This window comes from Streptomyces sp. NPDC107521 (genome assembly GCF_055598485.1).
Map to the genome: position 1 here is coordinate 336652 of NZ_JBVKAT010000003.1, position 25676 is coordinate 362327.

15 protein-coding genes, 1 other RNA gene and 1 pseudogene are annotated in these 25676 nt (G+C 75.9%); 2 read left to right on the forward strand and 15 right to left on the reverse strand.

Annotation, left to right across the window (positions count from 1 at the left end):
* Positions 1–292: 292 nt before the first annotated feature.
* From ACZ7LB_RS07460 to ftsE, 10 genes and pseudogenes are all read right to left on the reverse strand, one after another.
* Positions 293–1141 (reverse strand): annotated as a pseudogene (locus ACZ7LB_RS07460) (uroporphyrinogen-III synthase); the annotation flags it as partial.
* Positions 1142–1376: 235 nt separating this feature from the next.
* On the reverse strand, positions 1377–2264 hold the full coding sequence (locus ACZ7LB_RS07465) for a hypothetical protein (RefSeq protein ID WP_471465958.1): 888 nt from the start codon (positions 2262–2264) through the stop codon (positions 1377–1379).
* A gap of 108 nt (positions 2265–2372) precedes the next feature.
* Positions 2373–3632: an acyltransferase family protein gene (locus ACZ7LB_RS07470; RefSeq protein ID WP_471466070.1), complete on the reverse strand. Its 1260-nt coding sequence runs from the start codon at positions 3630–3632 to the stop codon at positions 2373–2375.
* Positions 3633–4174: 542 nt separating this feature from the next.
* A complete protein-coding gene (locus ACZ7LB_RS07475; RefSeq protein WP_471465959.1) occupies positions 4175–6373 on the reverse strand; it encodes a polysaccharide deacetylase family protein in 2199 nt (732 codons plus the stop codon).
* Positions 6373–7959, reverse strand: coding sequence for a hypothetical protein (locus tag ACZ7LB_RS07480; RefSeq protein WP_471465961.1), 1587 nt, complete (start codon positions 7957–7959; stop codon positions 6373–6375). Before ACZ7LB_RS07480 ends, ACZ7LB_RS07475 begins: the two co-directional genes overlap by 1 nt.
* 1294 nt (positions 7960–9253) lie before the next feature.
* Positions 9254–9653, reverse strand: a transfer-messenger RNA (tmRNA) gene (gene ssrA, locus ACZ7LB_RS07485).
* Between the two features lie 154 nt (positions 9654–9807).
* Entirely contained in the window at positions 9808–10287 is a 480-nt protein-coding gene (smpB, locus tag ACZ7LB_RS07490) for an SsrA-binding protein SmpB (protein ID WP_471465963.1), read from the reverse strand.
* 111 nt (positions 10288–10398) lie between these two features.
* Complete coding sequence (locus tag ACZ7LB_RS07495; protein WP_471465965.1) at positions 10399–11571, reverse strand: S41 family peptidase; 1173 nt, start codon at positions 11569–11571, stop codon at positions 10399–10401.
* A 68-nt stretch (positions 11572–11639) separates the two neighbouring features.
* Entirely contained in the window at positions 11640–12557 is a 918-nt protein-coding gene (ftsX, locus tag ACZ7LB_RS07500; RefSeq protein ID WP_265294867.1) for a permease-like cell division protein FtsX, read from the reverse strand.
* 29 nt (positions 12558–12586) lie between these two features.
* On the reverse strand, positions 12587–13276 hold the full coding sequence (gene ftsE, locus ACZ7LB_RS07505; protein ID WP_003975843.1) for a cell division ATP-binding protein FtsE: 690 nt from the start codon (positions 13274–13276) through the stop codon (positions 12587–12589).
* 242 nt (positions 13277–13518) lie between these two features.
* On the opposite strand from ftsE, the gene ACZ7LB_RS07510 reads away from it, so the two are divergent.
* The gene (locus ACZ7LB_RS07510) at positions 13519–13710 is read left to right on the forward strand and encodes a hypothetical protein (protein ID WP_471465967.1); all 192 of its coding nucleotides are present in this window, start codon (positions 13519–13521) and stop codon (positions 13708–13710) included.
* A gap of 94 nt (positions 13711–13804) precedes the next feature.
* On the opposite strand, the gene ACZ7LB_RS07515 is transcribed toward ACZ7LB_RS07510, so the two are convergent.
* The 4 genes from ACZ7LB_RS07515 to ACZ7LB_RS07530 form a co-directional block, all read right to left on the reverse strand.
* The gene (locus ACZ7LB_RS07515; RefSeq protein ID WP_471465969.1) at positions 13805–14473 is read right to left on the reverse strand and encodes an LPXTG cell wall anchor domain-containing protein; all 669 of its coding nucleotides are present in this window, start codon (positions 14471–14473) and stop codon (positions 13805–13807) included.
* A gap of 289 nt (positions 14474–14762) precedes the next feature.
* On the reverse strand, positions 14763–15869 hold the full coding sequence (gene prfB / locus ACZ7LB_RS07520; RefSeq protein WP_471465971.1) for a peptide chain release factor 2: 1107 nt from the start codon (positions 15867–15869) through the stop codon (positions 14763–14765).
* Between the two features lie 67 nt (positions 15870–15936).
* Positions 15937–17178, reverse strand: coding sequence for a serine/threonine-protein kinase (locus ACZ7LB_RS07525; RefSeq protein ID WP_471465973.1), 1242 nt, complete (start codon positions 17176–17178; stop codon positions 15937–15939).
* Positions 17179–17482: 304 nt separating this feature from the next.
* Complete coding sequence (locus tag ACZ7LB_RS07530) at positions 17483–19120, reverse strand: serine/threonine-protein kinase (RefSeq protein WP_471465975.1); 1638 nt, start codon at positions 19118–19120, stop codon at positions 17483–17485.
* Positions 19121–19811: 691 nt separating this feature from the next.
* Here ACZ7LB_RS07530 and ACZ7LB_RS07535 point away from each other — a divergent pair.
* Entirely contained in the window at positions 19812–23261 is a 3450-nt protein-coding gene (locus tag ACZ7LB_RS07535; RefSeq protein WP_471465976.1) for an FHA domain-containing protein, read from the forward strand.
* Between the two features lie 560 nt (positions 23262–23821).
* On the opposite strand, the gene asnB is transcribed toward ACZ7LB_RS07535, so the two are convergent.
* Positions 23822–25675 (reverse strand): asparagine synthase (glutamine-hydrolyzing), encoded by a 1854-nt coding sequence (asnB, locus tag ACZ7LB_RS07540; protein WP_471465978.1) that lies wholly within the window; start codon positions 25673–25675, stop codon positions 23822–23824.
* Between the last annotated feature and the right edge of the window lies 1 nt (position 25676).

The following is a 25676-nucleotide window of genomic DNA, read 5'->3' on the forward strand; positions in this document are numbered from 1 at the left end:
ACCGGATTGATACCGGGTGACCCGAGTCCAGGACCCGGACCGGGGTCGGAACCCGAGTCGGGTCAGGATCGGGCCGCCCCGAGGCCGGAGCCCGGGTTGACGCCGGGTGACCCTAGCCCAGGACCCGGACCGGGGTCGGAACCCGGGTCGGGTCAGGGTCCGGGCCGCCCCCGAGGCCCGAGCCGACGTTGTGGCCGGGTGGCCCGAGCCCGGGAACGGCCGAGGCCGGGCCCGGGCCGGGATCGGGGCCCTGATCGGAGCCGGGACTCGGATCGGGCCGGGGCCCGGATCAGGGGCGGGGGCGGGTCCGGACGGGCAGTTCCCGGCAGAGTGCCTGGACCAGCGGCGCCAGCCGGAACCGCTCCGGCTCCACCGTGTCGATCCCGTGGGCCCGCAGCGGCTGGGCGGTGACCGGCCCCACGCAGCCCGCCACCACGCCGTCGCGGAGCGCGGCGACCAGTGCGGGCAGTTGGCCGCGCTGCCCCGCCCGGTCCAGCAGCGACACCGCGGCGGGCGCGCTGGTGAACACCACGGCGTCCACACGGCCCGCGAGGACGCCGTCCAGCAGCCGGTCCACGGGGCCGAGGTCCTCCGGCGGCAGCCAGCGGTAGACGGGGACGCCCACGACCTCCGCGCCGCCCGCCCGCAGCGCCCCCACGAACTCCGTCAGCGGCTCGCCGTGCAGCTGGACGGCGATCCGGCGGCCCGCGACGCCCTCGGCCAGGAGCCGGTCCAGCACCTCGGCCATGGACTCGGAGGCGGGTGACCACTTCTCGCTCAGCCCGGCGGCGCGGACCGCGCCGGTGACCTTGGGCCCGCGCGCCAGCAGCTCCGCCACGCGCAGCCGCTCCAGCAGGGCCCCGCCCAGCCCCCAGCCGTCGGCCGCCTCGGTCCAGCCGCGGAAGCCGACGGCGGTGGTGGCCACCACCACGTCCGGCGCCCGCGCGACCAGGTCCCGGGTCGCCGCGAGGAGTTCGCTGTCGTCGGCGAGCGGAACGATCCGCAGCGCCGGGGCGTGGAGCACCTCGGCGCCGCGCCGCTGGAGCAGGGTGATCAGTTCCTCGGCCCGGCGGGCGGCCGTGACGCCCACGGTGAATCCGGTCAGGGGGCCCTGCCCGGTCCGCTGTTCCCCGTCGTCCATGTCCCACGCACTCCGATCGGCCGCCGTCGCTCGCACCGGCGGAACCCGCGGCCGCTCGCGCCGTGCCCGGTTCCCCCGTGCGCCCCAGTGTGACAACCCCGTCCGGACGGAGCGTTCAGGGGTCACTCCGTGGACGCGCCATCCGGTGGCGCGGCTCGGGGTACGCCCCGGCGGGCCGCGCCGACGGCCCGTGCCGGGCGCCGGGACGGGGAGGGCGCCCCGGTGGTGCGGCCGGTCAGCGCGGAGGGGGCTGCGGGCCCCAGTGCGGGGGCTGCTGCGCGGGCGGCCGCGTCCCGTAGGGGTCCTGCTGGGGGTACGGGGGCCGGGCCCCCTGCCCGTAGGGGGCTTGCGGCTGCTGCCCGTACGGGGCCGGCTGGGGCGGGTACGGCTGCTGCGGGGCGTACGGGCCGGGGGCCGGCTGCTGCGGCGGGTACGGCTGCGGGTACGGCTGCTGCCCGTAGGGGCCCGGGGCGGGATGGCCGTACGGGGAGCCGGGGCCGACACCCGGCAGGCCGTGGCCCGGCGGCAGCGCCCCCGGCGGGAGGTAGCGCGTGCGCCCGGTGGCGTCGGGGACCGGCACGAACCCGGCGGCCCCGAGCAGCGCCGCGAACCTGGCGTTGCGCTTGCGGTTGACGACGAAGCCGATGGCCAGCAGGACCATCACGAACAGCCAGATGGCCGCGGCCATGACGAAGTGCCCCGAGCGGCCCCCGGCCCGGAAGGCGAGGACGACGCAGCCGACGGTGACGCCGAGCGCCCCGTAACCGATCCGCCTGTCGCCGTTCCTGCCGGTGAGGTCGAAGTTGATGCGGGCCTTGAGCAGTTCGAGGGCGTCCGGCACCGGCGGCGGCACGGAGACGCCGTCCCCCGCGTGCGGGTACTGCGCCCAGTTCTGCGCGGCCCTGGCCCGCGCTTGGGGACTGGGGTCGGGGACGAGCAGCATGCGGAGCGAGCTGTTGTTGGCGCCGCCGCCCTGCCGCACGTCGGCGTACTCGTAGCCGAACTGCTGGGCGGTGAAGGCCAGTCGGGCCAGCTTCTTCACGGACGCCATGGGACTGGCCAGTTCGACCGGCTCCCCGCTCGCCATCCGCGCCAGCATCCTGCTCGTCTGCTTCTTGCTCATCGCGCCCGTCTCCCCTGTTCCACCGGCGGCCGGGGGCAGTGTCGCACGCCCGTGCGGAGGGTGACAGGGCCGGTCCGGCCGCCGGGACACCGCCCGGCGGCCGGGCCGTCAGCCCCGGTGGCCCGCGTCGGACGCGGTCCGGCGGGCCTCCGCGCGCCCGGCGCCGTTCGGCCACAGCCGGGGGCGCCGTCCGGCCGCGACGTCCTCCACCCAGCCGACGGCGACGATCATCAGGCCGATGAGCGGCCAGACCAGGGCGAACATCCACAGCGGATAGGCCGCGTCGAGGGCGGCGGTCGCGCGCTCGCTCTGCATGAACGGCAGGTCGTAGGCGAGGTCGATGAGGGGGACGGTGGCCAGGATCAGCAGGTTGTGCCAGAGGTAGATGGTGACCGCGCGGTTGTTGGAGAGCGTCACCAGCTTGTCCCACCTCGCCAGGCGCCCCGGCAGCTCCCGCCAGGACGGGGAGTACTGGAGCAGGATCACCACGAAGCCGAACGACCAGGCGGCCTGGGCGAGCGGGATGTCGTTGAGGTCCCAGCCGTCCGGGCCCAGGTGGCCCGAGGCCCACCACAGGCCGAAGGCCATCACGAGGGACGCCCCGGAGACGGCGGCGTACCGCGGGATCCGCTTCAGCAGGCCGTCGTTGTGGGCGAAGCCGAGCACCCAGCAGCTCCCGTAGACCGCGAAGTCGGTGACGGCGTTGCCGGTCTCGCCGGGGATCGTCACCAGGCCGGTGCCGATGACCGCGGTGAGCCCCAGCGGGGCCAGCAGGGTCGGCCAGGGCGCCCGGCGGAACAGCCACAGCAGCAGCGGGGAGGCGAAGACGAACCACAGGTAGGCGCGCAGGTACCAGAGCGGCCCTGCGGCCTGCACCGCCCAGGTCTGCTCCAGCAGCCCGGACTGGGAGCCGACGCTCCAGGGGAAGGGCGGGGCGCCGAGCGGGAAGACGTAGTTGAGCAGTCCGACGACGCCCAGGGTGCCGCCGTGGTCGGGATCGTCGACGACGTCCCAGCCGTTGGCGAACATCATGGTCACGACCACCGCGCTGAACGCCCACAGGGGCGGCAGCAGCCGTCGGACACGGCCCCGGACGACCCCGAGCGCCGGGCGCTTGAGGGACCGCGCCATCAGGGAGCCCGCCAGCGCGAACATCACGCCCATGGACGGGAACAGCACGGACAGCCAGGCCCAGCCGAACAGGTGGTAGACCACGACGCGGACCAGGGCGACGGACCGCAGCAGGTCGAGGTAGCGGTCGCGGCCCGGCTTCGCGGGGGCGGCGGGCGCGGCGGCCTCCGGCTCCGGGGACCCGGCCGGTGCGGGCGGGGCCGCAGGCGCGGACACGGCCGTGCGCTGCCGCGGGATGCCGTGGGCGTCGTCGGCGCCGGGGAAGCGGTGGTCCGTGCCCGGCCCGGTGGTCCCGTACGGGCCGTCCTGGTGCGGCGGTCCGTGGCGGCCGCCCCCGGGCGCGGACGCGTACGGGTCGTGCGCGCCCGGTCGCCCGTAGGGGTCCGGCCCGCCCGGCCGGCCGGGGTTCTCCGGCCGGTGCCACGGCCCGTACGGGTCGCCCCCCTGGGGGGTGCCGTACGGGTCCGCCGGGCGCGGCTGCCCGTAGGGGCCGCTCTGGCCCGGCTGCCCGTAGGCGTCGCGCTGGCCCGGCTGCCCGTAGGCGTCGCCCTGGCCCGGCTGCCCGTAGGGGTCGTACGGCCCGGGGGTCCCGTACGGGGAGTCCTGCCGGGGCTGCCCGTACGGGGCCCCGGGGTACCGGTTCCCGTAGGGATCGTCCGGGTGCGTCCCCCCGTAGGGGCCGCCCTGCGGGGGGACGCCCTGGGGGGCGGCCCCGTGCGGGCCGCCGCGGGGGTCGGCCGGCTCCGGGGGCGTCCCCGGTCCGGCCGGATGTCCGGGGGTCATGCCACGGGCCTCCGATCATTGCCGCCGCGCGTTCGCTGGCGCGGCACCGCGCCCGTCACCGGGGCCTCCACGACACCGGTGCGGCGCAGCTTCTGCCAGCGCAGACGGCCCCCGGTGAGCGCGGTGATCCAGGACTGGAGCAGCACGACGTACATGAGCTGGCGGTAGAGGATCTGCTGGAGGGGCAGCGAGATCAGATGGGTCATGCGTTCGCGGTCGAGGCGGAAGGCGTAGGCCGCGCAGACCGCCTGGATGGCGAGGACGCCCAGCCAGGCCACGATCGTCTTCTGGGTCGGGCCGAACACGATGCCGTAGAGCAGGAAGACGTCGATCAGGGGGGCCAGCAGGGGCGCCAGGACCATGAAGAGGGAGACGAAGGGAAGGCCGACGCGGCCGAAGCGGCCGGAGGGCCCCTTCTCGATGACGGCCCGGCGGTGCTTCCAGATGGCCTGCATGGTGCCGTAGGACCAGCGGTAGCGCTGGGACCAGAGCTGCTGCACGCTCTCCGGCGCCTCGGTCCAGGCGCGGGCGTTCTCGGCGTAGACGACGCGCCACCCGGCGCGGTGCAGCGCCATGGTGACGTCGGTGTCCTCGGCGAGGGTGTCGTCGCTCATGCCGCCGATGGGTTCCAGGGCGGAGCGGCGGAAGGCGCCGACCGCGCCGGGGATGGTCGGCATGCAGCCCAGGATGTCGTACATGCGGCGGTCCAGGTTGAAGCCCATCACGTACTCGATGTGCTGCCAGGCGCCGATGAGGCTGTCCTTGTTGCCGACCTTGGCGTTGCCCGCGACCGCGCCGACCCGGGCGTCGCCGAAGGGCTGGACGAGCTCGCGGACGGTGGACGGCTCGAAGACCGTGTCGCCGTCCATCATCACGATGATGTCGTGCCGGGCGTTGGCCAGGCCCCGGTTGAGGGCGGCCGGCTTGCCCGCGTTGAGCTGCCGGACCACCCGGACGTTGGGCAGGCCCATCGCCTCCACGATGCGGGCGGTGCCGTCGCTGGAGCCGTCGTCGATGACGACGACCTCGATCGGATGGTCGCTGGCCATCAGCGAACGCACCGTGTTCTCGATGCACTTGGCCTCGTTGTACGCCGGGACCAGCACCGTCACCGGTTCGGTGACCGCGGGGCCCCAGCGGAAGCGCCGTCGGCGGACCCGGCGGGCGTGCGCGCCGGAGAGCAGGAGCATCAGCACGAAGCGGCTGATGACCAGGGTGCCGATCACCGCGAGGCCCACCGCCAGGCCGTCGGTGAGCATCTCCGACGCCTGGACCAGGAAGATCCACGCCTTGGCCTTCCACAGGGCGGACCCGGTGACCGGGCTCATCGCGCTGGGGGCGTCCAGGGCCTCGGTGAGGTTGTCGAACGCGTAGCCCTTCTCCTTCATGTCGGGCAGGAAACGGTCGAGGGCGGCCACCGTCTGGTGGCGGTCGCCGCCGGAGTCGTGCATGAGGACGATGGCGCCCTTGCCCTGCTCCGGGGTGGCGCGCCGGATGATCTCGTCGACGCCGGGCTTCTGCCAGTCCTCGCTGTCCGTGTCGTTGACGACGGTGATGTAGCCGCGGGAGCCGATGTACTCGGTGACGGGCCAGGACTCGTTGTCCATGGCGTCGGCGAAGGAGGAGTACGGCGGGCGGAACAGGGAGGTGCGGATGCCGGCCGCGCCGGAGATCGCCATCTGGTTCTGGGACAGCTCCCAGTCGACGCGCCGATCGGACTGGAAGGAGAGGTCCGGGTGGTTGAAGGTGTGCAGGCCCACCTCGTGGCCCTCGTCGACCATGCGCCGGACGAGGTCCGGGTAGCGGGAGGTCATGGTGCCGGTGACGAAGAAGACCGCGTGCGCGTCGTGCTTCTTCAGCACGTCCAGCACCTTGGGCGTCCAGGTCGGGTCGGGGCCGTCGTCGAAGGTGAGGACGATGTGCTGGTCGGGCACGCGCAGGGTCTCGGCCCGGCCGCCCCGGGTGTCGATGACCGGGCCGCCCTCCAGGATCCGCTCCGGCACCTCGGTGGTCGGCGCGGGCTTGCGGATCCGGTGGTCGGCCATGATCTCGCTGTGCACGTAGCCGCGCAGCATGAGCATCGCGGCCAGGGCGACGAGGACCAGCAGCGGGAGCAGCAGCCGCAGGGGCAGGCGCCGCCGGGAGCCGTCACGGGCCTTTCTCGGGGCTCCGTGACGGCGGGACTGGGTGGCCATCAGAGGATGTTCTCCGGGGACAGGGACGAGGAGGTGAGGTGGCCCGCGGGCGCCGCCGCGGCGAGGGGGGAGGAGCCGCCGTCGGGGGTGGGGTCCGCCGGCTCGCCGGTGCCGGCCGGGGCGGTCGGAGCGGTGGACGTGGGGTCGCCGCCGTCCGCCGGTGACGTCGGGGTGTCCGGGACGGTGGGGGCCCGGGTCGCCGTGGCCGTCGGGTCCGGCGCCGTCGGGGCGGTGCCGCCGCCGGGGCTGGTGGTGCCGCCGGTGCCCCCGGTGGCGGTCGGGCCGGGCCCGGTGGTGGCGCCGGTGCCGGGCGGCCGGACGGCGTCGGTGGTGCCGGGCGCCGGGCTCCCGCCGGTGGGGGCGGCGGAGGTCCCGGGGGTGTCCGAGGGGGTCGCCCGGGGGGCGGAGCTGCCGTCGGCGGAGGGCTCCGCGGAGACGGAGGGCCCCGGGGTGGTGTCGAGTTGCCCGGCGGGACGGTCCTGCTCCTGACCGGGCACGGGCAGCCAGGGCGCGTCGGAGTTGCCGGACATCAGGGTGGAGACGATGACGACGGCGTAGACCGCGCAGGCGATGCCGACGACGATGCCGAGCCGGCGGAAGTGGCGCCCCCGGCGGCCGGACTCGTCGACGAAGACGGGGCCGTCGGACGCCTCGGAGCGGACTGCGGCGACGGGCGCGGGGCCGGCCTTGCGGAGCGTGCCGTCGCGGAGCTGGACCGCGTCGAGCTGGACCGTCACCTCGTGCGGGTCGTGGGTCTGCCCGGTGTCGCCGTCGCGGGCGCCGGGGATGCCGTCGAGGGGCTCCGGGTCGCCGAACGGGTCGGGGGTCTCCTCCCAGGGTCCGGCCGGGCCGCCGGTGGCGGGGTCGTGGCCGGCGGGGAGGGCGGTGGTGGGCGCGCCCGGTCCCGGGGTCCTCGGGAAGCGGTCGTCGGGACCGGTCCGGGGCAGGAGGGCGGTGGGCTCCGCCTGGGGCGGGACGGCCTCGGGGTCCGTGCGGGGGAACGGGACGGTGCCGCCCTGCGGGGGGAAGGGGGCCGTGCGGTCGGTGCGGAGGGCGGGGCGGCCGGGGCCCGCGGCCCTGCGGCGGCCGGTGCCCGGGGCGAAGCGGCCGGGGCGGGCGGCGGGGCCGCTCGTCCCGGGGGCGGCGGGACCCGCGGGGCCGGGTATCCCGGACAGGCCGGCGGACAGGCCGGGGCCGTGGGAGGTCCCGGGGCCCCCGGGTATCCCGTCGGGGGTCCCCGGGGCGCGTATTCCGGACGGGCCGGGGACGCCGGGTGCCTCCGGCGCGCCGGGGGCACCGGCCGGGGCCCGGCCGAACCGCGGGCGGACCACGGGGGCGGCGTCCAGGCGGTCGCCGTCCGGCCGGCCGCGCTCCGTCCGGCCACCGGTCATGCCGGGGCCGGGGACGTCCGCGCCGGTCGGGCCCGGTGCGCGCCGGACGGCCGGGCGGCCGGCGGCGAACCAGTCGGCTCCGCCGTCCGTGTCTCCCGGTGAGGGGTGCGCGGCACCCGGGAAGGGGTGCGCGGGGCCGGACGAGGGATGGGTGGTCGGAAGGGCCCGGGTGGTGTCGTCGTCGGGGGGCGCCATCGGGAGATCACCGGCAGGCGGTACGGCGTCGCGCCACCCCGGTTGGTCGTCTTCTTGCCATTTCTCCACGCTTACGCGCACCCCCCAGGGGACGGTTCGGGACGCACGTACGACTCCGAGCATCCGTCGGTCGAACCGGCCCCCACCAGGTTCTCGCGCCCCCCTGTACCACACCGCGCTCGGGCCATGAATGTAGCGCACGCCGGGGACGTCCGATCGCCGTGGATCACCTGTGCACGGAGGTGATCAGGTGATCGGTGTCCGAAAGTGATCCCCCCGAAGACGGGGTGAGCCACCGGTTTTCGGTCGTGACCTGGGAAGCCGCACGTCGGAGCGTATCCGGGGCGGGCCGCGCCAGACCGCCCCGCCGGACAAGTGATACTGGCGACAACGGCGCCGGTTCGGACAAGTGGGCACACCACGGTTTCCGGCATGGCCGGAAAGTCCACCACGGCGAGGACCGGACACCGCGCCCTCCCTCGTGGGCCCCCCGGCACTTCCCCTCCCCCACGGCCATCGGAACGGGTGATGCCCCCGTGATTCCCCGTCCCCCGAACAGGTGAGTTGCGGGCCCGTTCACCCGGGGCCGGGCGCGTTTCCGCCCCGCGACGGGCGTCCGGCGGCCCGGCGCGTCGGCGGTGTGTCCGGGGGCGGGCGGAATGTCCGGGTGGGTGGGCGTGCGGGGCGGGGGCCGGTCCTCGCGTCGCGTGCGTGGAGGAGCGCGGGCACCGTACGAGGGTCTCCGGGTGGTGCCGGCACTCCGGGCGGCGGTCCCCCCGCGCGGCCGGACCGCCACCCGGTGGCGTCGCCTACGGGACGGCCGGAACGGTGATGCGGCCGCGCGTGGGTCGCGGGGCCGCGCAGACGGCGGGTCCACTCCACGGCGGCCGCTCGGGGTCTCACCCGATCGGGGCACCGCCGCCCGGTGCGGGCCACCGCCGACGGGCCGTGGCACGGTGGCGCGGCCCACGGCGGCCGATTCGAGCGCACGGCGGCGGACTCGGACGCGAGGGCGCACCCGGGCGCGCGGGGGCCACCCCACGGAGGCCGACCCGGGCGCACGGGGCGGACCCGGGCGGGGCGCGGTGAAGTGTGAGCGGGGCGCGGCGGAGGTGGGTGAAGGGCGCGGCGGGCGCTCCGTCCGGCATCCGTACCGACCGCCGCGCCCGGGGCCGCGAGGTGCCGGGCGAAGGAGGCCGCCGCGCAGGGCCGGACGAAGGGGGTCCCGCGCCGGGGCCGGGCATGACGAAGGCCCCGCCGCGCTGGAGCGGCGGGGCCTTCGCCCACATGGGAATTGTGGAGATGGCGGGAATCGAACCCGCGTCCAACGATGTGGAACCAGGGCTTCTCCGTGTGCAGTTCGCTGCGATTTTCTCGGCCCCGGAGATCACGCGAACAAGTCTCCGACGGGCCCAGTCACTGTTTGGTTTCCCTCTTCACCCCGTGACCGGGATCAAGGTTTAGTCCCCTAGCTGATGCCAGGATCCGGGTCGGGAACATCCCCGGGCTGACACTCCCTGTATAGGAGGCTCGCTTCGCTACCTGAGATCAGGCAGCGAGGGCGAAGGCCTGCTGGGAGGAATCGCGCTTGGTGTTGGCGATTATTGTTTTCGGCCTGTGGTTTACGAGATCATGGCCGCTTCCTCGACACGCTTCCCCTGCTTCGACAGCCGCTGTCGAAACCGATCATCCCCATGTTGTTTTTTCAAAACCCTCCGAAGAGGCCCTCCGAGGAGGGATGCGCACCCGCTTCGAGGTGCGAGTGCCATCGTACGTGACCAACGCACATCGATGCCAGCGTATTCCCCGCGGCCCACCGCCCGCGGCGGCGCGGCGGGGGCGGGCCGGTCAGGCCCGCTGCTTGCGGCGGATCGCGGAGATCGTCCGCTCGGCCTCGCGCCGGTCCTGCTTCTCGCGGAGGGTCTGCCGCTTGTCGTACTCCTTCTTGCCGCGCGCCAGCGCGATCTCGACCTTGGCCCGGCCGTCCTTGAAGTACAGGGCGAGGGGCACGATGGTGTGCCCGGCCTCCTGGGACTTCGACTCCAGTTTGTCGATCTCGGTGCGGTGCAGCAGCAGCTTGCGCTTGCGGCGGGCGCTGTGGTTCGTCCAGGTGCCCTGGCTGTACTCGGGGACGTGCACGTTGTAGAGCCACGCCTCGTGCCCGTCCATCTGGACGAAGCCGTCGACCAGCGAGGCCCGCCCCTGGCGAAGCGACTTCACCTCGGTGCCGGTGAGGACCAGCCCGGCCTCGTAGGTGTCGAGGATCTGGTAGTCGTGCCGCGCCTTCTTGTTCTGGGCGATCAGCTTGCGCCCTTTTTCCTTAGCCATAGTGCCGCCCATCTTGGCACTAGGCGGGCGCCCGGGGGAAAGGCGTTTGCACGGGTGGGGCCGCCCCGGGAGGTGCCGCGTCCCCGGCGGGCGCGGAGCACGGAGCGGTCCTCAGCCGCCCGGCCCGCTGAGGATGGCGCGCGCCCGCTCCAGGGCGGCCGGGCCGGCGGGGTCGGTCTCCAGGTCGGGGGTGATCCCGGTGCCGTCGACGGAGCGGCCGGAGGGGGTGCGGTAGTGCCCGACGGTCAGCTCCGCGACGGAGCCGCCGGGCAGTCTGCTGGGCATCTGGACGGAGCCCTTGCCGAAGGTGCGGGAGCCCACGACGACCGCCCGCCCCCGGTCCTGGAGGGCGCCGGTGAGCAGCTCGGCGGCGCTCATGGTGCCGCCGTCGACCAGGGCGACCAGGGGCCGGGTCAGGTCGCCGCCGGGCCGGGCGTGCAGGGCCCGCTGCTCCCCTTCGACGTCGTAGGTGGCGACGAGGCCGCCGTCGAGGAAGACGGAGGCGGCGGTGACCGCCTCGGCGACCAGGCCCCCGGAGTTGCCGCGCAGGTCGAGCACGACCCCGGCGCCGGCCGGGACCCCCGCCAGGGCGGTGCGGAGCTGGTCGCCGACGCCCTTGCTGAAGGAGGAGACCTCGATCACGGTGACCCCGTCGGCGAGCGCGCCCACGGTGACCGGCTCGGTGGAGAGCCGGGCCCGGCGCAGGGTCTCGGTCCAGGAGCGCGCCCCGCGTTCGAGGCCCAGCCGCACGGGGGACCCGGCGCCCGCCCCGGCGGCGTCGCCGCGCAGGGCGGCCACGACCTCGGTGACCGGGCGGCCGTCCGCGGGCTCGCCGTCGACGCTGCGCAGCCGGTCGCCGGCGCGGATGCCGGCGGCGTCGGCGGGCGATCCGGAGCGGACCCGGGAGATGGCGATCCGGCCGTCCCGCTCGCGGCGCGCGGACAGGCCCACGCCGGTGTAGCGGCCGTCGAGGGCGTCCTCCAGCTCCTCGTACTCGCCCCGGGAGTAGACGGCGCCCCAGCGGTCGCCGCTGCGGCTGACGGCGCGCTCGGCGGCCTCCAGGGGGGACTTGCCGTCGGCCATGGCCTCGGCGGCGGCCCGCGCCACGTCCTCGTGGTGCCCGGCGGGGGCGGCGGAGCGGGCGGTGTCCCGGGCGGCCCTCCGGTCGCCGTGGGGGAAGGCCCCGGAGGCGGCCCCGGCGACCAGCACGCCCGCGAACACCAGCGTCAGGACGGCCCCGTGGCGTGCGCGGCGGGGCTGACAGAACGGGTCACGACCTGACATGGCGGTGAGTCTAGGACAAGCCGAGAGGGTCGTACGGCCCCTCGGCCGCACGACCCTCGGGGCGTGTGTCACACCTTCAGGTACTTGCGCAACGCGATGAACGCGGCTGCCGCGGGCATCAGCAGGCTGACCGCCAGTATCAGCGGCAGCTTGGTCAGCAGCGCGTCCCAGCCGATGAAGTTGATCAACGCGAGCTTCTGCGACAGGGCGAGGCCGTGGTCGATGATGAAGTACCGCGCGGTCATCAGGAATCCGCAGGCCACACCGCCGCCGATGAGCCCGGCGACCGCCGCCTCCATGATGAACGGCGCCTGGATGTAGAAGCCGGAGGCGCCGACCAGCCGCATGATGCCGGTCTCACGCCGTCGGCTGAACGCCGAGACGCGCACGGTGTTGACGATCAGCATCAGGGCGACGACCAGCATCAGCGCCATCACCGCGCGGGCGGCCCAGTTCATGCCGTTCAGCAGCTCGAAGAGGCTGTCCAGGGTGTCCCGCTGGTCGGCCACCGACTGCACGCCGGCCCGGCCGTCGAAGGCGGTCGCGATGACCTCGTACTTCTCCGGGTCGGTCAGCTTGATCCGGTACGACTCCTGCATCTGGTCCGGTGACAGGGAGCTGGCCAGCGGCGAGTCGCCGAACTGCTCCTTGTAGTGCTTGTAGGCCTCGTCCTGGGACTCGTACGTCACCGTGTCCACGACCGACAGCTTCTTGAGGTCGGTGAGGATCTGCTGCTTCTGGTCGTCGGTCACCGCGCCCTCGGCGCAGTTGGGGTCCGACTTGGCGTCGCTCTTGTTGCAGAGGTAGACGGTGACGTTGACCTTGTCGTACCAGTAGTCCTTCATGCTGTTGACCTGGTCGCTCATCAGCAGCGAGCCGCCGAACAGGGCCAGGGACAGGGCCACGGAGACGATGACCGCGAAGGTCATCGTCAGATTGCGACGGAGACCGACACCGATCTCCGAGAGCACGAACTGGGCGCGCATGGCGTCTGGTTAAGCCTTTCCGTTCTCCGTCAGTGCTGGTAGCCGTAGACGCCGCGCGCCTGGTCGCGGACGAGGCGGCCCTTCTCCAGCTCGATGACGCGCTTGCGCATCTGGTCCACGATGTTCTGGTCGTGGGTGGCCATCACCACGGTGGTGCCCGTCCGGTTGATCCGGTCGAGCAGCTTCATGATGCCGACGGAGGTCTGCGGGTCGAGGTTGCCGGTGGGCTCGTCCGCGATCAGCAGCTTCGGCCGGTTGACGAAGGCGCGGGCGATGGCGACGCGCTGCTGCTCACCGCCGGACAGCTCGCCGGGGCGGCGGTCCTCCTTGCCGCCGAGCCCGACCAGGTCGAGGACCTGGGGGACGGACTTGCGGATCTCGCCGCGGGACTTGCCGATCACCTCCTGGGCGAAGGCGACGTTCTCGCCGACCGTCTTGTTCGGCAGCAGGCGGAAGTCCTGGAAGACGGTCCCCAACTGGCGGCGCATCTGGGGCACCTTCCAGTTGGACAGGCGGGCGAGGTCCTTGCCGAGCACGTGCACCTGGCCGTGGCTGCAGCGCTCCTCGCGCAGGATCAGCCGCAGGAAGGTGGACTTTCCGGAGCCGGATGACCCCACGAGGAAGACGAACTCGCCCTTCTCGACCTCCAGGGAGACGTCCCTGAGGGCTGGGTGGCTCTGCTTGGGGTAGACCTTGGAGACGTTGTCGAATCGGATCACGGATGCACCACGGGTCGCCGGGGGTAGATGTGCGTGACCTTACGCGAACCGCGGAGCCCGTCGCAGGCACCGGCGGCCGTTGCGCGCCAGTTGCGCGTTTTGTCCCCGCGGCGGACCCCGACGGGGCCCTCCGGGCGGCGCGCGGCGGCCCCCGGGACCTGGCACAGTGGAGGGGAAACGGGAACGTTCACCGGGGTGTGGGCGTTGGAGAGAGTGAGAGCGGCGGCGAGGAGGCGAGGCGCGTGACGTACGACCGGCTGGTGTGCGCGAACTGCGCGGCGCCCGTCAGTGAGGGCCGGTGCCCGGTGTGCCGGGCCCACCGGCAGCGGTTGCAGCAGGAGAGTTTCTTCGCCGGGGTGAACCCGATGGCGCTGGTCGCCCTGCTGGCGGTGCTGATCGCCGCGGTGGCGCTGCTGGCCCACCGGACGGTCTGACGGGACCGCCCGGAGCGGCCGCCCAGGACACGGAAGGGCCCGGAGCGCGCCACGCGCTCCGGGCCCTTCACCGTGCGTGGTGGTGCGGCCACTCTCAGGCGGCCACCCCGCGGCGGCCGTTCATCATCCGCGGCAGCATCCGGAAGCCGATGCCGCCGGCGATCATCGTGGCGGCGCCGACCAGCAGGAAGGTGTTCTCGGCGGCGCCGGTGTCGGCGAGTTCGTCGCCGCTGCCCTGCGCGGCGGGGCCGGAGCCGGTGCCGGGGCCCTGGTCGCCGGTGTCGATGAGCCCGGAGGAGCCCTCCTCCTGGACGACCTCGCTGTTGCCGCCGTCGGGCGAGGTGCCGTCGGTCTCACCGGGGCCGGGGCCGGGGCCGCCGGGGCTCGTGGTGGCACTGGTCGGGGTGGGGACGGGGGTGCCCGTCGGGCCCTGGGTGGGCGTCCCCGAGGGCTGCCCGGTCGGCTGCTCCGTGACGGGCGGCGTCGTGGGCACCTCGGTGGGTTCCTCGGTGACGGGGGGCTCCGTGGTGGGCTGCTCCGTGACGGGGGGCTCCGTGGTGGGGATCTCCGTCGTGGGCGGCTCGGTGGTCGGCTCCTCCGTGGTCGGGATGGTGGTGGGCGGGCCGGACGGCTCGTCCTCGGACTGGATGCCGATGTTGATGTCCAGCGCCGAAGCGGCGCCCGCGGCCGTCAGCGAGGCACCGGCGGCGATCACGGCGCCCGCCGCCACCCGCGCGATGCGGATGCGCGTCTTCTTCGTCATGTAGCTGCTACCCCCAGTAGCGAATGGTCGGTGCGGCGCGTACGGGGCCGTGATCGACAGGGGTGGCAACGGTGCCCGCTCAGCCCCCGGTTCACATGCGCCCCGGAAAATTACGCACGCCGCGGCTCACCTTTCCCAATGTTCAAAGCGGCGTCAAGGTCGTTGCGTACGTGATGCCCCGGGAGGGGGTATATGCCTGGTTGACGAGTGGAAAAAAGGCAACTGCCGCACTCGGGGCGGCAGTTGCCTTGTCGACAAAGCGGCGGGGCCGGCCGGTGCCGGTCCTCCGCTACTTCTCCTGCTGCTTGCGCCAGCGAACCCCGGCCTCCAGGAAGCCGTCGATCTCGCCGTTGAACACGGCCTCGGGGTTGCCCACCTCGTGCTCGGTGCGCAGGTCCTTGACCATCTGGTAGGGGTGCAGCACGTACGAACGCATCTGGTTGCCCCAGGAGTTGCCGCCGTCGCCCTTGAGGGCGTCCAGCTTGGCCCGCTCCTCCTGGCGGCGCCGCTCCAGCAGCTTGGCCTGGAGGACGTTCATCGCCGTGGCCCGGTTCTGGATCTGCGAGCGCTCGTTCTGGCAGGCGACCACGATGCCGGTGGGGAGGTGGGTGATGCGGACCGCGGAGTCCGTGGTGTTCACGCCCTGGCCGCCGGGGCCGGAGGAGCGGTAGACGTCGATGCGCAGCTCGGACTCGTCGATGTCCACGTGGTCGGACTGCTCGACGACGGGGAGGATCTCCACGCCCGCGAAGGAGGTCTGGCGGCGGCCCTGGTTGTCGAAGGGCGAGATGCGCACGAGCCGGTGGGTGCCCTGCTCCACGGAGAGGGTGCCGTAGGCGTAGGGCGACTGCACGGCGAAGGTGGTCGACTTGATGCCGGCCTCCTCCGCGTACGACGTCTCGTAGACCTCCGTCTTGTAGCCGTGCTGCTCGGCCCAGCGCAGGTACATCCGCTGGAGCTTCTCGGCGAAGTCGGCGGCGTCCACGCCGCCCGCCTCGGCGCGGATGTTGACGAGCGCCTCGCGCGCGTCGTACTCGCCGGAGAGCAGGGTGCGGACCTCCATCTCGTCCAGCGCCTTGCGCACGGCCGTCAGCTCGGACTCGGCCTCGGCCCGGGTGTCCGGGTCGTCCTCCTCCTCGGCCATCTCGAAGAGCACCCCGAGATCGTCGATCCGGCCGCGCAGGGCCTCGGCCTTGCGCACCTCGGCCTGGAGGTGCGAGAGCCTGCTGGTGATCTTCTGCGCCTCGTCCGGGTTGTCCCACAGGGAGGGTGCTGCCGCCTGCTCCTCGAGCACGGCGATGTCTGCCCTCATCCGGTCGAGGTCCAGGACGGCCTCGATCGACTCCATGGTCGAGGAGAGGGACTTCAGCTCTTCGGATACATCGACGACTGCCACGTGTCCAGCGTAACGGCTCCGCCGCCCGGCCCACGCAGGGCGTGCGCGGTCGCGGCCGCCGGGCCCCTCAGGGCGCCGCCGGGGCCGAGTTCCCGGTGTCCTGGGGGCCGGGGTCGTCCCCGTCGCCCCCGCCGGCCAGCCAGGCACCGGCGCCGACCGCCGCCGCCAGCACGACCGCGCCCGCGCCCAGGACCGCCCGCCGGCGGCGCGCGACGACCCGGTTGCGGGCCGAGCCGGGGCGCGGGGCGCCGGCGGCGCGGGGCGCGCGGGCGGTGCCGCGGGCGCCGCCGGCCAGCTCGTCGGGGGCGGGGACGCGCATCGAGGTGTGGGTGTCGCGGTTGGCGTCGGCGGGCCGGGCCCCCGGCACCAGCGGGACCGTCCCGCGGCGGACCGGGTCGCCGGGGGGCGCCGGGGCCGCCGCGGCGGGCTCCTCGGGGCCGTCCTCGGCGTCGTCGCCGGGCTCGTCCACGTCGAGGGGGCCCATCCCGGTCAGCATCGGCAGCAGCTCGCGCAGCCGGGCCCCCAGCTCGGAGGCGCGCAGCCGGGAGGCCGGCCCCTTGGCGAGGCACTGCACGAGGAGCTGCCAGAGCTCGTCCGGGATGCCGGGCAGCGGGACGACCGTCTCGGTCACGTGGCGGCGCAGTACGGCGCCGGGGTGGCCGCCGCCGAACGGGGTGAAGCCCGCGAGCAGCTCGTACAGGACGGTGGCGAGGGCGTAGATGTCGACGGAGGCGCGCGGGGGCAGCCCCTCGACGATCTCGGGGGCGAGGTAGTCGGGGGTGCCGATGATCTTCGTGGCGCGGGTGCGGCGCGGGGCGTCGATCAGCTTGGCCACGCCGAAGTCGGTGAGCAGGGCGGGGTGCGAGGCACCGGGGCCGAGCGGCCCCTGCATGTCCAGCAGGACGTTCTCGGGCTTGACGTCGCGGTGCACGACCCCTGCGGCGTGCGCGGCGGCCAGGGCGTCGGCCACGTCCGCGACGATGGCCACGGCGGCCTCGGGGGCGAGGCGGCGCTCCCGGTCGAGGCGGGTGCGCAGGTCGGTGCCGCGGACGAGGTCCATGACCAGCGCGAGGTCGTTGCCGTCCACGACGAGGTCGCGCACCGAGACGATGCGCGGGTGCTCCAGGCCGAGCAGGGCGGTGCGCTCGCCCACGAAGCGGGAGACCAGCTCCTGGTCGGAGGCCAGGTCCTCCCTCAGCAGCTTGATCGCCACGGGGCCCTCGGGGCCCTCTCCCAGCCACACCGTGCCGGCGCTGCCCCGCCCGAGGATCTGGTGGGCGGTGTACCGGCTGCCGATCTTCCGTGCCAAGGCTGCTCCTACCGACGCGTGTTGCGGCCAAACCTACGCGTCCGCGGAGCCCGCCTTCACGGGGGAGGCGGAAATCACCCGCCGGTTGTCGACAAATCCCCTGACCGGTGTCCCGGCGGCCGGGTGTCCGGACGGACGGCCCCGGAGACCGGGCGGGACACGGGGCCGGTCCGGGCCTGCCGGGTGGGCACGGCGGGGCCGGTGGCCCACCGGACGGTACGCGGGCAGGGGGCCGACGGGAGCGTCCGGCCGGGCGCGGGCACGGCGGCCGGGCGCGGGCACGGTGAGCGGGGCCCGGGACGGTTCAGTTTCCGGTTCCGCCCAGGTCCCTGACCCAGCCGCCGGCGGTGTCGAACCAGGCGCCGAGCTGGGACCAGTAGCCCCGGCCGGTGCCGATCCAGTCCTGGAGGGGGCTCAGTTCCCAGATCAGCCAGCCGGCGACGACCAGCACGAGGATCGTGACCAGGCACCCCTTGAGGCAGCCCAGGCCGGGAATCCGCATGGGGTTGGCGCCGCGCTGACGCGGCTGCCGGGGGGCGCGGGGCTCGGGGGCCGCCGGGGCGGGCGGCGGCGCGTAGCGCTGGGGCGGCGGCTGCTGGGGCTGCTGCGGCTGCGGGGCCGCGTACCGCTGCTGCTGGTACTGCTGGGGCTGGTACTGGTGCTGCTGCGGGTAGCCGTACCCGTCCGGACCCGGCTGGTACGGCTGCGGGCCGGGCGGCGCCTGGTGGGGCGGCTGCTGGGGGCGGGCGGCCTGGCGCTGCGGGCGGCGGCGCAGCGGGTCCTGCCGGGGGTCGAGGTACTGGACCTGCGTCTGGTCGTTGCGGTCCCGGGCGGCACGGAGCTGGTTCTGCCAGGGGTGCGGGTCCTCGGGCCCGCCGCCGGGCTGCCCCGGCGGCACCGGGGGCATGACGGCGGTGGGATCGGCGGCACCCCCGGGCCCGCCGGTGTGCGGCAGGACGCTGGTGGCGGCGTTGGGGTCGTGCGCGCCCGGGTGGTTCGGGAGGACCTGGGTGGGGTCGGCGGCGGCGGGCGCCGGGTCGGGGGCGAGCAGCGCGCCGACGTTCTCGGCGGCGGCGATCTGGGCGCTGTTCGCGTGCACGCCGATGCCGTCGGCGACGACCCGCAGGCCCCGGGCCAGGTTCTCGGCGCTGGGCCGCTCGTCGGGCTCCTTGCGCAGGCAGCGCTCGATGACCGTCCAGAGCGGGTCGGGCACCGTGGAGGGGCGCCGGGGCTCGGCGCTGAGGTGCTGGTGGAGCACCTCCAGGGCGGACGCCCCGGAGAACGGCGGACGCCCGCTGACCAGCTCGTACAGCAGGATGCCCGCGCCGTAGACGTCGACCGCGGAGGTCTGCGGGCGGCCCTCGGCGGACTCCGGCGCGATGTAGGCGGGGGTGCCGACGAACTCGTGGGTCCGGGTGAGGCCGGGCGAGTCCGCGAGGCGGGCGATGCCGAAGTCGGTGAGCATCGGGTGCATCCCGCCGTCGTCCTGCCGCAGCAGCACGTTGGCCGGCTTGAGGTCGCGGTGGACGACGCCGTCGGTGTGGCTGGCGGCCAGCGCGTCAGCGACCTGCGCGGTGAGCAGCGCGGCGGCGACGGGGCTGAACGGGCCGTTCTCGCGCAGGTAGCGGTGCAGGTCGGGACCGTCGACGAGGTCCATGACCAGGGCCAGCAGCTCGCCCTCGACGACCAGGTCGCGGACCCGGACGATGTTGGGGTGGGTCAGCCGGAGCAGGACGGAGCGCTCCCGCAGGAAGCGCATCACGATGTCCGGGTCGCCGGCCAGCTCCTCCTTGAGGACCTTGATCGCGACGGTTTCCCCGGGCTGCCCGGGCACGGCCGCCTCGGCGCCCGCGGTCTCCCGCTGGCGGGCACGCCAGACGGTCCCCGTGGCACCGCGGCCCAGGGGCTCCTCCAGGAGGTACTTGCTGCCGACCGGCCGCACGTCATGCGCTCCCTGTTGCTTGCTGGCTGTTCCGACACACTGTAGTGCCGAGGGGTGCGGCACCGGGTGGTCCGCGCGGCCGCGCCTCCCATGCTCCCCGCCGCCGCGCTCCCGTCCCGCGGACGCGCCGCGCGGACCGCGCGCGGTTCCCCGGCGCGCGCCCCGGCGTGCCCGGTGCGCGGTGGGCGCGCGCCCCCGCGGAGCGTCCGGCGCGCGCCGTCGGGGGGAAGACGCGTCGGCGGACGGGTTGGTTGCCGGGGCGGGCGCGCCGGGCGGCCCGCGAGGGGCGGTCCCGGCCGCGCGGGCGAGCCGGCACCGGGGGCGGGGTCCGGAGGAGCCGGAGGTCCGGAGGAGCCGGAGGTCCGGAGGAGCCGGAGGTCCGGGAGTCCGGGAGTCCGGGGCCCCGGAGTCCGACGGTCCGGAGGTCCGGGAGTCCGGGGCCCCGCGGTCCGGGGGACGCCTTTCGGTCACCGGCGCGGCACCGGACGGGCACTTTTGCGGGCAGAGCCGACCAATCAAGATCATTCAACGGCGGTCGGCGGGCGCGGTGTCGGCGGCAGGTGCGAGGATGCTCTCAGTTACTGGCCGACGTGCTCGTGTGACGGTGGGGGAAGTCCGTGGTGGGGGACCGCGGTCGGACGGCTTCGTCCCCCGGATCGCGGGCGCCCGCGCGAAGGGACCGCTGACGGCGATGCAGATCCGGCTGACCGTCGTAGACCCGCAGGGCCCGCCCGCCGCCCCGGGGGGCGGAGCCCCGAGCCGCGACGTGCTGGTCACGGCACCGGCGGGCACGGCCCTGGCCGCGGTCGCCTCCGCGCTGGCCGCGGCGCTGCCGGGCGACGGCGGGACCGGGCCGGTGGTCCTCTACGCCGGGGCCCAGCGGCTGGACACCCAGCGCTGCACCCTGGGCGAGCCCCCGCTGACCGACGGCGCCGTGCTGTCCCTGGGCGCCCCCGGCGAGCCGGAGCCGCACCCCGGCGACCTCCCGGCCCGGCTGCACGTGGTCGCCGGGCCCGACGCGGGCGGCGTCCACCTGCTGCACGGGGGGTGCGTCCGGCTCGGCCGCGCCGCCGACGCCGACGTGGCGCTGGACGATCCCGACGTCTCCCGGACGCACTGCGCGGTCACCGTCGACGCCGGGGGCGGTGTCACCGTCGCGGACCTCGGCTCCACCAACGGCACCACCCTGGACGGGGTGCCCGTGACCGCCCGCCCGGTGCGCTTCCCGCCGGGGGCGCTGCTGCGGATCGGCGAGTCGGTGCTGCGGCTGGTGCCCGCCGGGCAGGCGGAGCCCCGTGGACCGCGGGCCACGCCGGACGGCGAGGGGCACGTACGGCTGCCGGTCCCGGGCACACCGGGCCCGTCCGGGGACGGGGCGGGCCCCGCAGCGGCGGACGGCGCGGCGGGACCGTACGGCCCGGCGGGCGCGCCCGGATACCCCGGGGCCCCCGGCGGGCCGACCCGTCACGCGTACGGGACCTCGGTCCACCAGGGGGCGGCGCTTCCGGGCGCGGCGGCCCCGGGCGGCGGGTACGGCGCCCCGGCGTACGGGCAGCCGCCGACGGTCCCCGGGCAGGGCGGCGCCCCGGGCATCGAGAGCCGTGGTCCCGCCCCCGCCCCGGGCACCCCCCTCACCGGGCCGTACGGCCCCCACGACACCCGTCCCGGCGCGGTCCCGGAGCCCGGGGACCCCTCGGAGCCCGGCGCGGGGGCGCCGCAGGGCGGGCGGCGGCGCGGCGGCCTCGGCGCGTGGGCGCGGCGGCTGGCCGGCGGGCGCGGTGCCGGGGCGCGGGAGGCGGAGGGGCCCGAGGCGTACGTCCCGGACGGCGAGGCCCCCGTCCCCGGGCCCGGGGAGCCGGTCCCGTCGCGGGTCGCGGGCGCCCCGGAGACCTGGCCGGACCCGGCCGCGCTGCTGCTGACGGCCCTGGGGCCGGGCCCCCGGCTCTGGGAGCGCGGCGCCGCCCACCCGGAGGCGCTGGCCGTGCGGCTGGGCACGGCCGACCGGGCCGTGCCGGGCCGGGCCGCGCCGCTGCCCGCCGTGCCGGTGACCGTCGGGCTGAGCGGGGCCGGGGCGCTGGGGCTGGCGGGGCCGCGGGCGCGGCTGTCCGGGCTGGCCCGCTCGGTGCTGGCCCAGCTCGCGGCGCTGCACTCCCCCGACGTCCTGGAGATCGTGCTGATCGGCGCGGACCGCGCCCGGCCCCTGGAGGCGCGGGTGGCCGAGTGGTCCTGGCTGGGCTGGCTGCCGCAGGTGCGCCCCGGGCACGGCCAGGACTGCCGGCTGCTGCTCGCCCACGACCGGGACCAGGCCGCCGCCCGGATCGGGGAGCTCCTGCGCCGCCTGGAGGACCGTCCGGATGACGGCCCCCGTGCGGAGGTCCCGGCCCGTCCGGCACCGGTCCCGGTCCACGGTCCGGTCCCGGTCCACGGTCCGGGCCAGGTCATGGCGCCGCCCCCCGCCCTGGCGCCGGCCCCCGGCGCGATACCGGGTGCCGGGGCGGAGGCGGCCGGGTCCGGTCCCGGTTCCGGCCGGGAGCCGTACCCGGGGGCGCCCGGCGCGGCGGGCGGCCGTCAGGGGCCGTACACCGTGGTCGTGGTCGACGGGGACCCGGGCGGTGCCGATCTGCGCGAGGCGGTGGCGCGGCTGGCGGTGGAGGGGCCGCGGGCCGGGATCCATGTCCTGTGCCTGGCCGAGACGGCTCCCGCCGCCCCGGCCGCGCCGGTGGCGGAGGCGTACGAGGCGGCCTGCGCCGTCTCCCCGCTCCTCCGGGAGTGCGGGGCGGTGGCGCTGCTCAGCGGGGACGTGGCGACGGCCGTGCGGCTGCTGCGGATCGTGGACGCCGGGGTCCCCGGCGTGCCGCCGGGCCCGGCCGGGGAGGGCGTCCTCGGCACCGTGGACGCCGTGTCCCCGGCGTGGGCCGAGCGGTTCGCGCGGGCGCTGGCGCCGCTGCGCACCGACGGCGCGGGCGGCGGGCGGCGCGTGTCGGCGCCGCTGCCCCGGACGGCCCGGCTGCTGGACGAGCTGGGGCTGGCCCGTGCCACGCCCGCGTCCCTGATGGCCCGCTGGGCCGCGGCGGCCGACGATCCGCAGACCCTGGGCGGCCGGGCGCAGGCCGTGCTGGGCGCCGGGCCGCGCGGCCCGGTCGCGGTGGACCTCGCGGCGGAGGGCCCGCATCTGCTGGTCGAGGGCCCGCCCGGCAGCGGCCGTACGGAGCTGCTGCGGGCCGTCGTCGCCTCGCTGGCCTCGGCCGAGCGCCCGGACCGGCTCGGGATCGTGCTGATCGACGGGCGGGACGGCGCGGGCACCGGCGGCGCCCCGGGCGAGGGACTGCGGGTGTGCACGGACGTGCCGCACGTGACGACCCATCTGGCCGCCAACGACCCCGTGCTGATGCGGGAGTTCGCGCAGTCGCTGAGCGCGGAGCTGAAGCGGCGGGCCGAGTTGCTCGGCCGGTCGGACTTCACCACCTGGCACACCGGGCGCGCGGTGTCGGGCCGGATGGTCGCCCAGCGCACCGCCGGCGGTGTCGTGCCCGGCGTCTCGGACACCGGGGACCTGGAATCGCCGCCCAGTTCCACGATACGGCTGCGGCCGGGGGCGGCGCGGGCCCGGACGGAGCCGGTGCCGCCGCTGCCCCGGCTGGTCGTGGTCGTGGACGACCTCGACGACCTCGTCGCCCCCTCGCTCGGCTCCACCGGGCGGCCCGCCGCCGGGTCGGTGGTGCGGGCGCTGGAGGCCGTGGCGCGGGAGGGCGACCGGCTCGGGGTGCATCTGGTGGCCGCCACCGGGCCCGGGGGGCGTACGGCCCGGACGGAGCCGGTGCGCCTCGCGGCGCTGCGGGTGGTGCTCGACGCGCCCGCCGCCGGTCCCGAAGAACCGGCGCCCGGGCGGGGCCGGCTGACCGGGGCGGACGGGCGGGGCGTGGGGTTCCAGGGCGGCCGGGTCACGGGCCGCATCCCGCGCACGGCGACGCTGCGGCCGACGGTGGTGGCCCTGGAGTGGGACCGCATGGGCGATCCCCCGGCCCGCCGCCCGGTCCGCGAGCTGGGCAACGGCCCGACCGACCTGGCCCTGCTGGCCAGCGCCCTGGACCGGGCCTCCCGCCAGGTCTCGGCCCCCCGGGTCCCGTCCCTCCTCCGGTAAACCCCAAGGGTCGTCGGGCCGTGGGCGGCTTCGCCACGCGGATCCGGCCGGTGGCGCGGCGGCCCCGAGGGCTGCGGCCCGGCGGGTGGCGGGTCGGCGGACGGCGGGTCGGCGTCCGGGGCCCCTGTGCTGGTCCCGGTCCCAGTCCCGGTCCCAGTCCCGGGGCCGGTCCCGGGACCGGCCGTCCGGCCGGAGCGCCCGGGCACGCCGGGCTCCGCCGGGAGTCCGCGCCGCCGGGGGTCCCGCGCCCGCCGGTGGACGGCCCGCGGTGACGCGCCCGGGCCGGTGCTCACCGGCGCGCCGGGCGGAGCACGCGCGGCCCGGGTCCGGCGCGGGAGGGGGCGCCGGACCCGGGCCGGGCGCGGGAGCGGCCCGACGGCGGGAGCCGTGGGGGGAGCCGTGGGGGGAGCCGTGGGGGGGAGCCGTGGGGGAGGCGCCGGGCGGCCCCGTCCGAAGGGCCCGGCGCGCCCGCCGGGGAGGAACCCGGAGGGACCCGCCGGGCCCCGGTGCCGGGGCGGGGAGCCCCGGCGGGGGCCGGCGGGGCTCCGGCGGAGGGCGGGTCAGAGGTCCAGGTCGACCTCGTGGGTGCGGAGCCAGAAGTCCAGCGCGAGGACCAGCTCGGTGCCCGTGCGGTAGCCGGGGACGGGGGCGTCGGCGGTGGCGGCGGCGAGCGCCTCCTCGTCGAGCAGGTCGCGCACCCGGGAGGAGGGTCCGTCGACGGCCTCCTTGAGGGAGGCGCGCAGCCCGTCCAGGTACAGCGGGTCGCGGGTGATCGGGTACGGGGCCTTGACCCGGTCGGCGATCTCGTCCGGCAGCAGGTCGCGGGTGGCGGCGCGCAGCAGGCTCTTCTCCCGGCCGTCGAAGGACTTCATCGCCCACGGCGTGTTGAAGACGTACTCGACCAGCCGGTGGTCGCAGAACGGCACCCGGACCTCCAGGCCCACCGCCATGCTGGCCCGGTCCTTGCGGTCGAGCATCCACGGCAGGAACCGGGTCAGGTGCAGATAGCCGATCTCGCGCATCCGCCGCTCGGCGGCCGGTTCGCCCGGCAGGTGGGGCACCTCGGCGAGGGCCTCCCGGTAGCGCTGCTTCCGGTAGCCCTGGAGGTCGATCCGGGCGAGCAGCCCCCGGTCGATCAGTGACTCGCCGGGGCCGCTGCCGGGCCCGGCGATCCCGGTGCCGAAGGGCGGCGCGAGCCACGGGAAGGTGTCCGCGGCGACGGTCTCGGGGTGGGCGTACCAGCGGTAGCCGCCGAACACCTCGTCGGCCGACTCCCCGGAGAGGACGACCCGGCAGTGCCGGCGGACCTCCTTGAAGAGCAGGTACAGGGAGGTGTCGCCGTCGCCGAGGTCGAAGGGCAGGTCGCGGGCGCGCATCACGGCCTCGCGGGCGGCGGTGTCCAGCAGCGCGTCGGGCGGGAGGGAGACCACGGAGTGGTCGGAGCCGACGTGCCGGGCCAGCATCTCCGCGAAGGGGGCGTCCGGGGTGCCGCGCCAGTCGTCGGCGTGGAAAGAGTCGGCGTGCCGGGCGAAGTCCAGGGCGTAGGACTTGATCGGGTCGGCGCCGAGCGCGGTGCGGCGGCGGGCGGCGAGGGCGGTGATGATGCTGGAGTCCAGCCCGCCGGAGAGCAGGGTGCCGACCGGCACGTCCGCCACGAGCTGGCGGTCGACGATGTCCTCCAGCAGCTCCCGCACCCGGGCGATGGTGGTGGGCAGGTCGTCGGTGTGCTCGTGGGACCGCAGCTCCCAGTAGCGGCGCACGGTGGTGCCGCCGCGCCCGCAGCGCAGGGTGTGGCCGGGGCGCAGCTCGCGCATGCCTCGGTAGAGGGCGTGGCCGGGGGTCTTGGTGAAGCCGAGGAGTTCGGCGAAGCCCTCGGAGTCGATCACCGGCCGCACCGCGGGGTGGGCCAGGATCGCCTTGGGCTCGGAGCCGAAGAGCAGGCCGCCGGGGACCGGGTGGTAGTAGAGCGGCTTGATGCCCATGCGGTCGCGGACCAGGAGCAGTTCCCGGGTGCGGGCGTCCCACACGGCGAAGGCGTACATGCCGTTGAGGCGTTCGGTGAAGTCCTCGCCCCATTCGAGGTAGGCGCGCAGCACGACCTCGGTGTCGCTGGAGGTGCGGAAGGCGTGGCCGCGGACGGTCAGGTCCTTGCGCAGCTCGCGGTGGTTGAAGAGCTCGCCGCTGTAGGTGAGGCCGACGACGGTCTCGCCCTCGTGCTCGACGAACATCGGCTGGGTGCCGCCCACCGGGTCGACGACGGACAGCCGCCGGTGGCCGAGGGCGACCAGGGGGGTGGTCCAGAGGCCCTCGGCGTCCGGCCCGCGGCACGCCATGGTGGCGGTCATCGCGCGGGCGGCCTCGGCCGTGACGGGACGGTCCGGGTCGAAGGAGACCCAGCCGGCTATTCCACACATG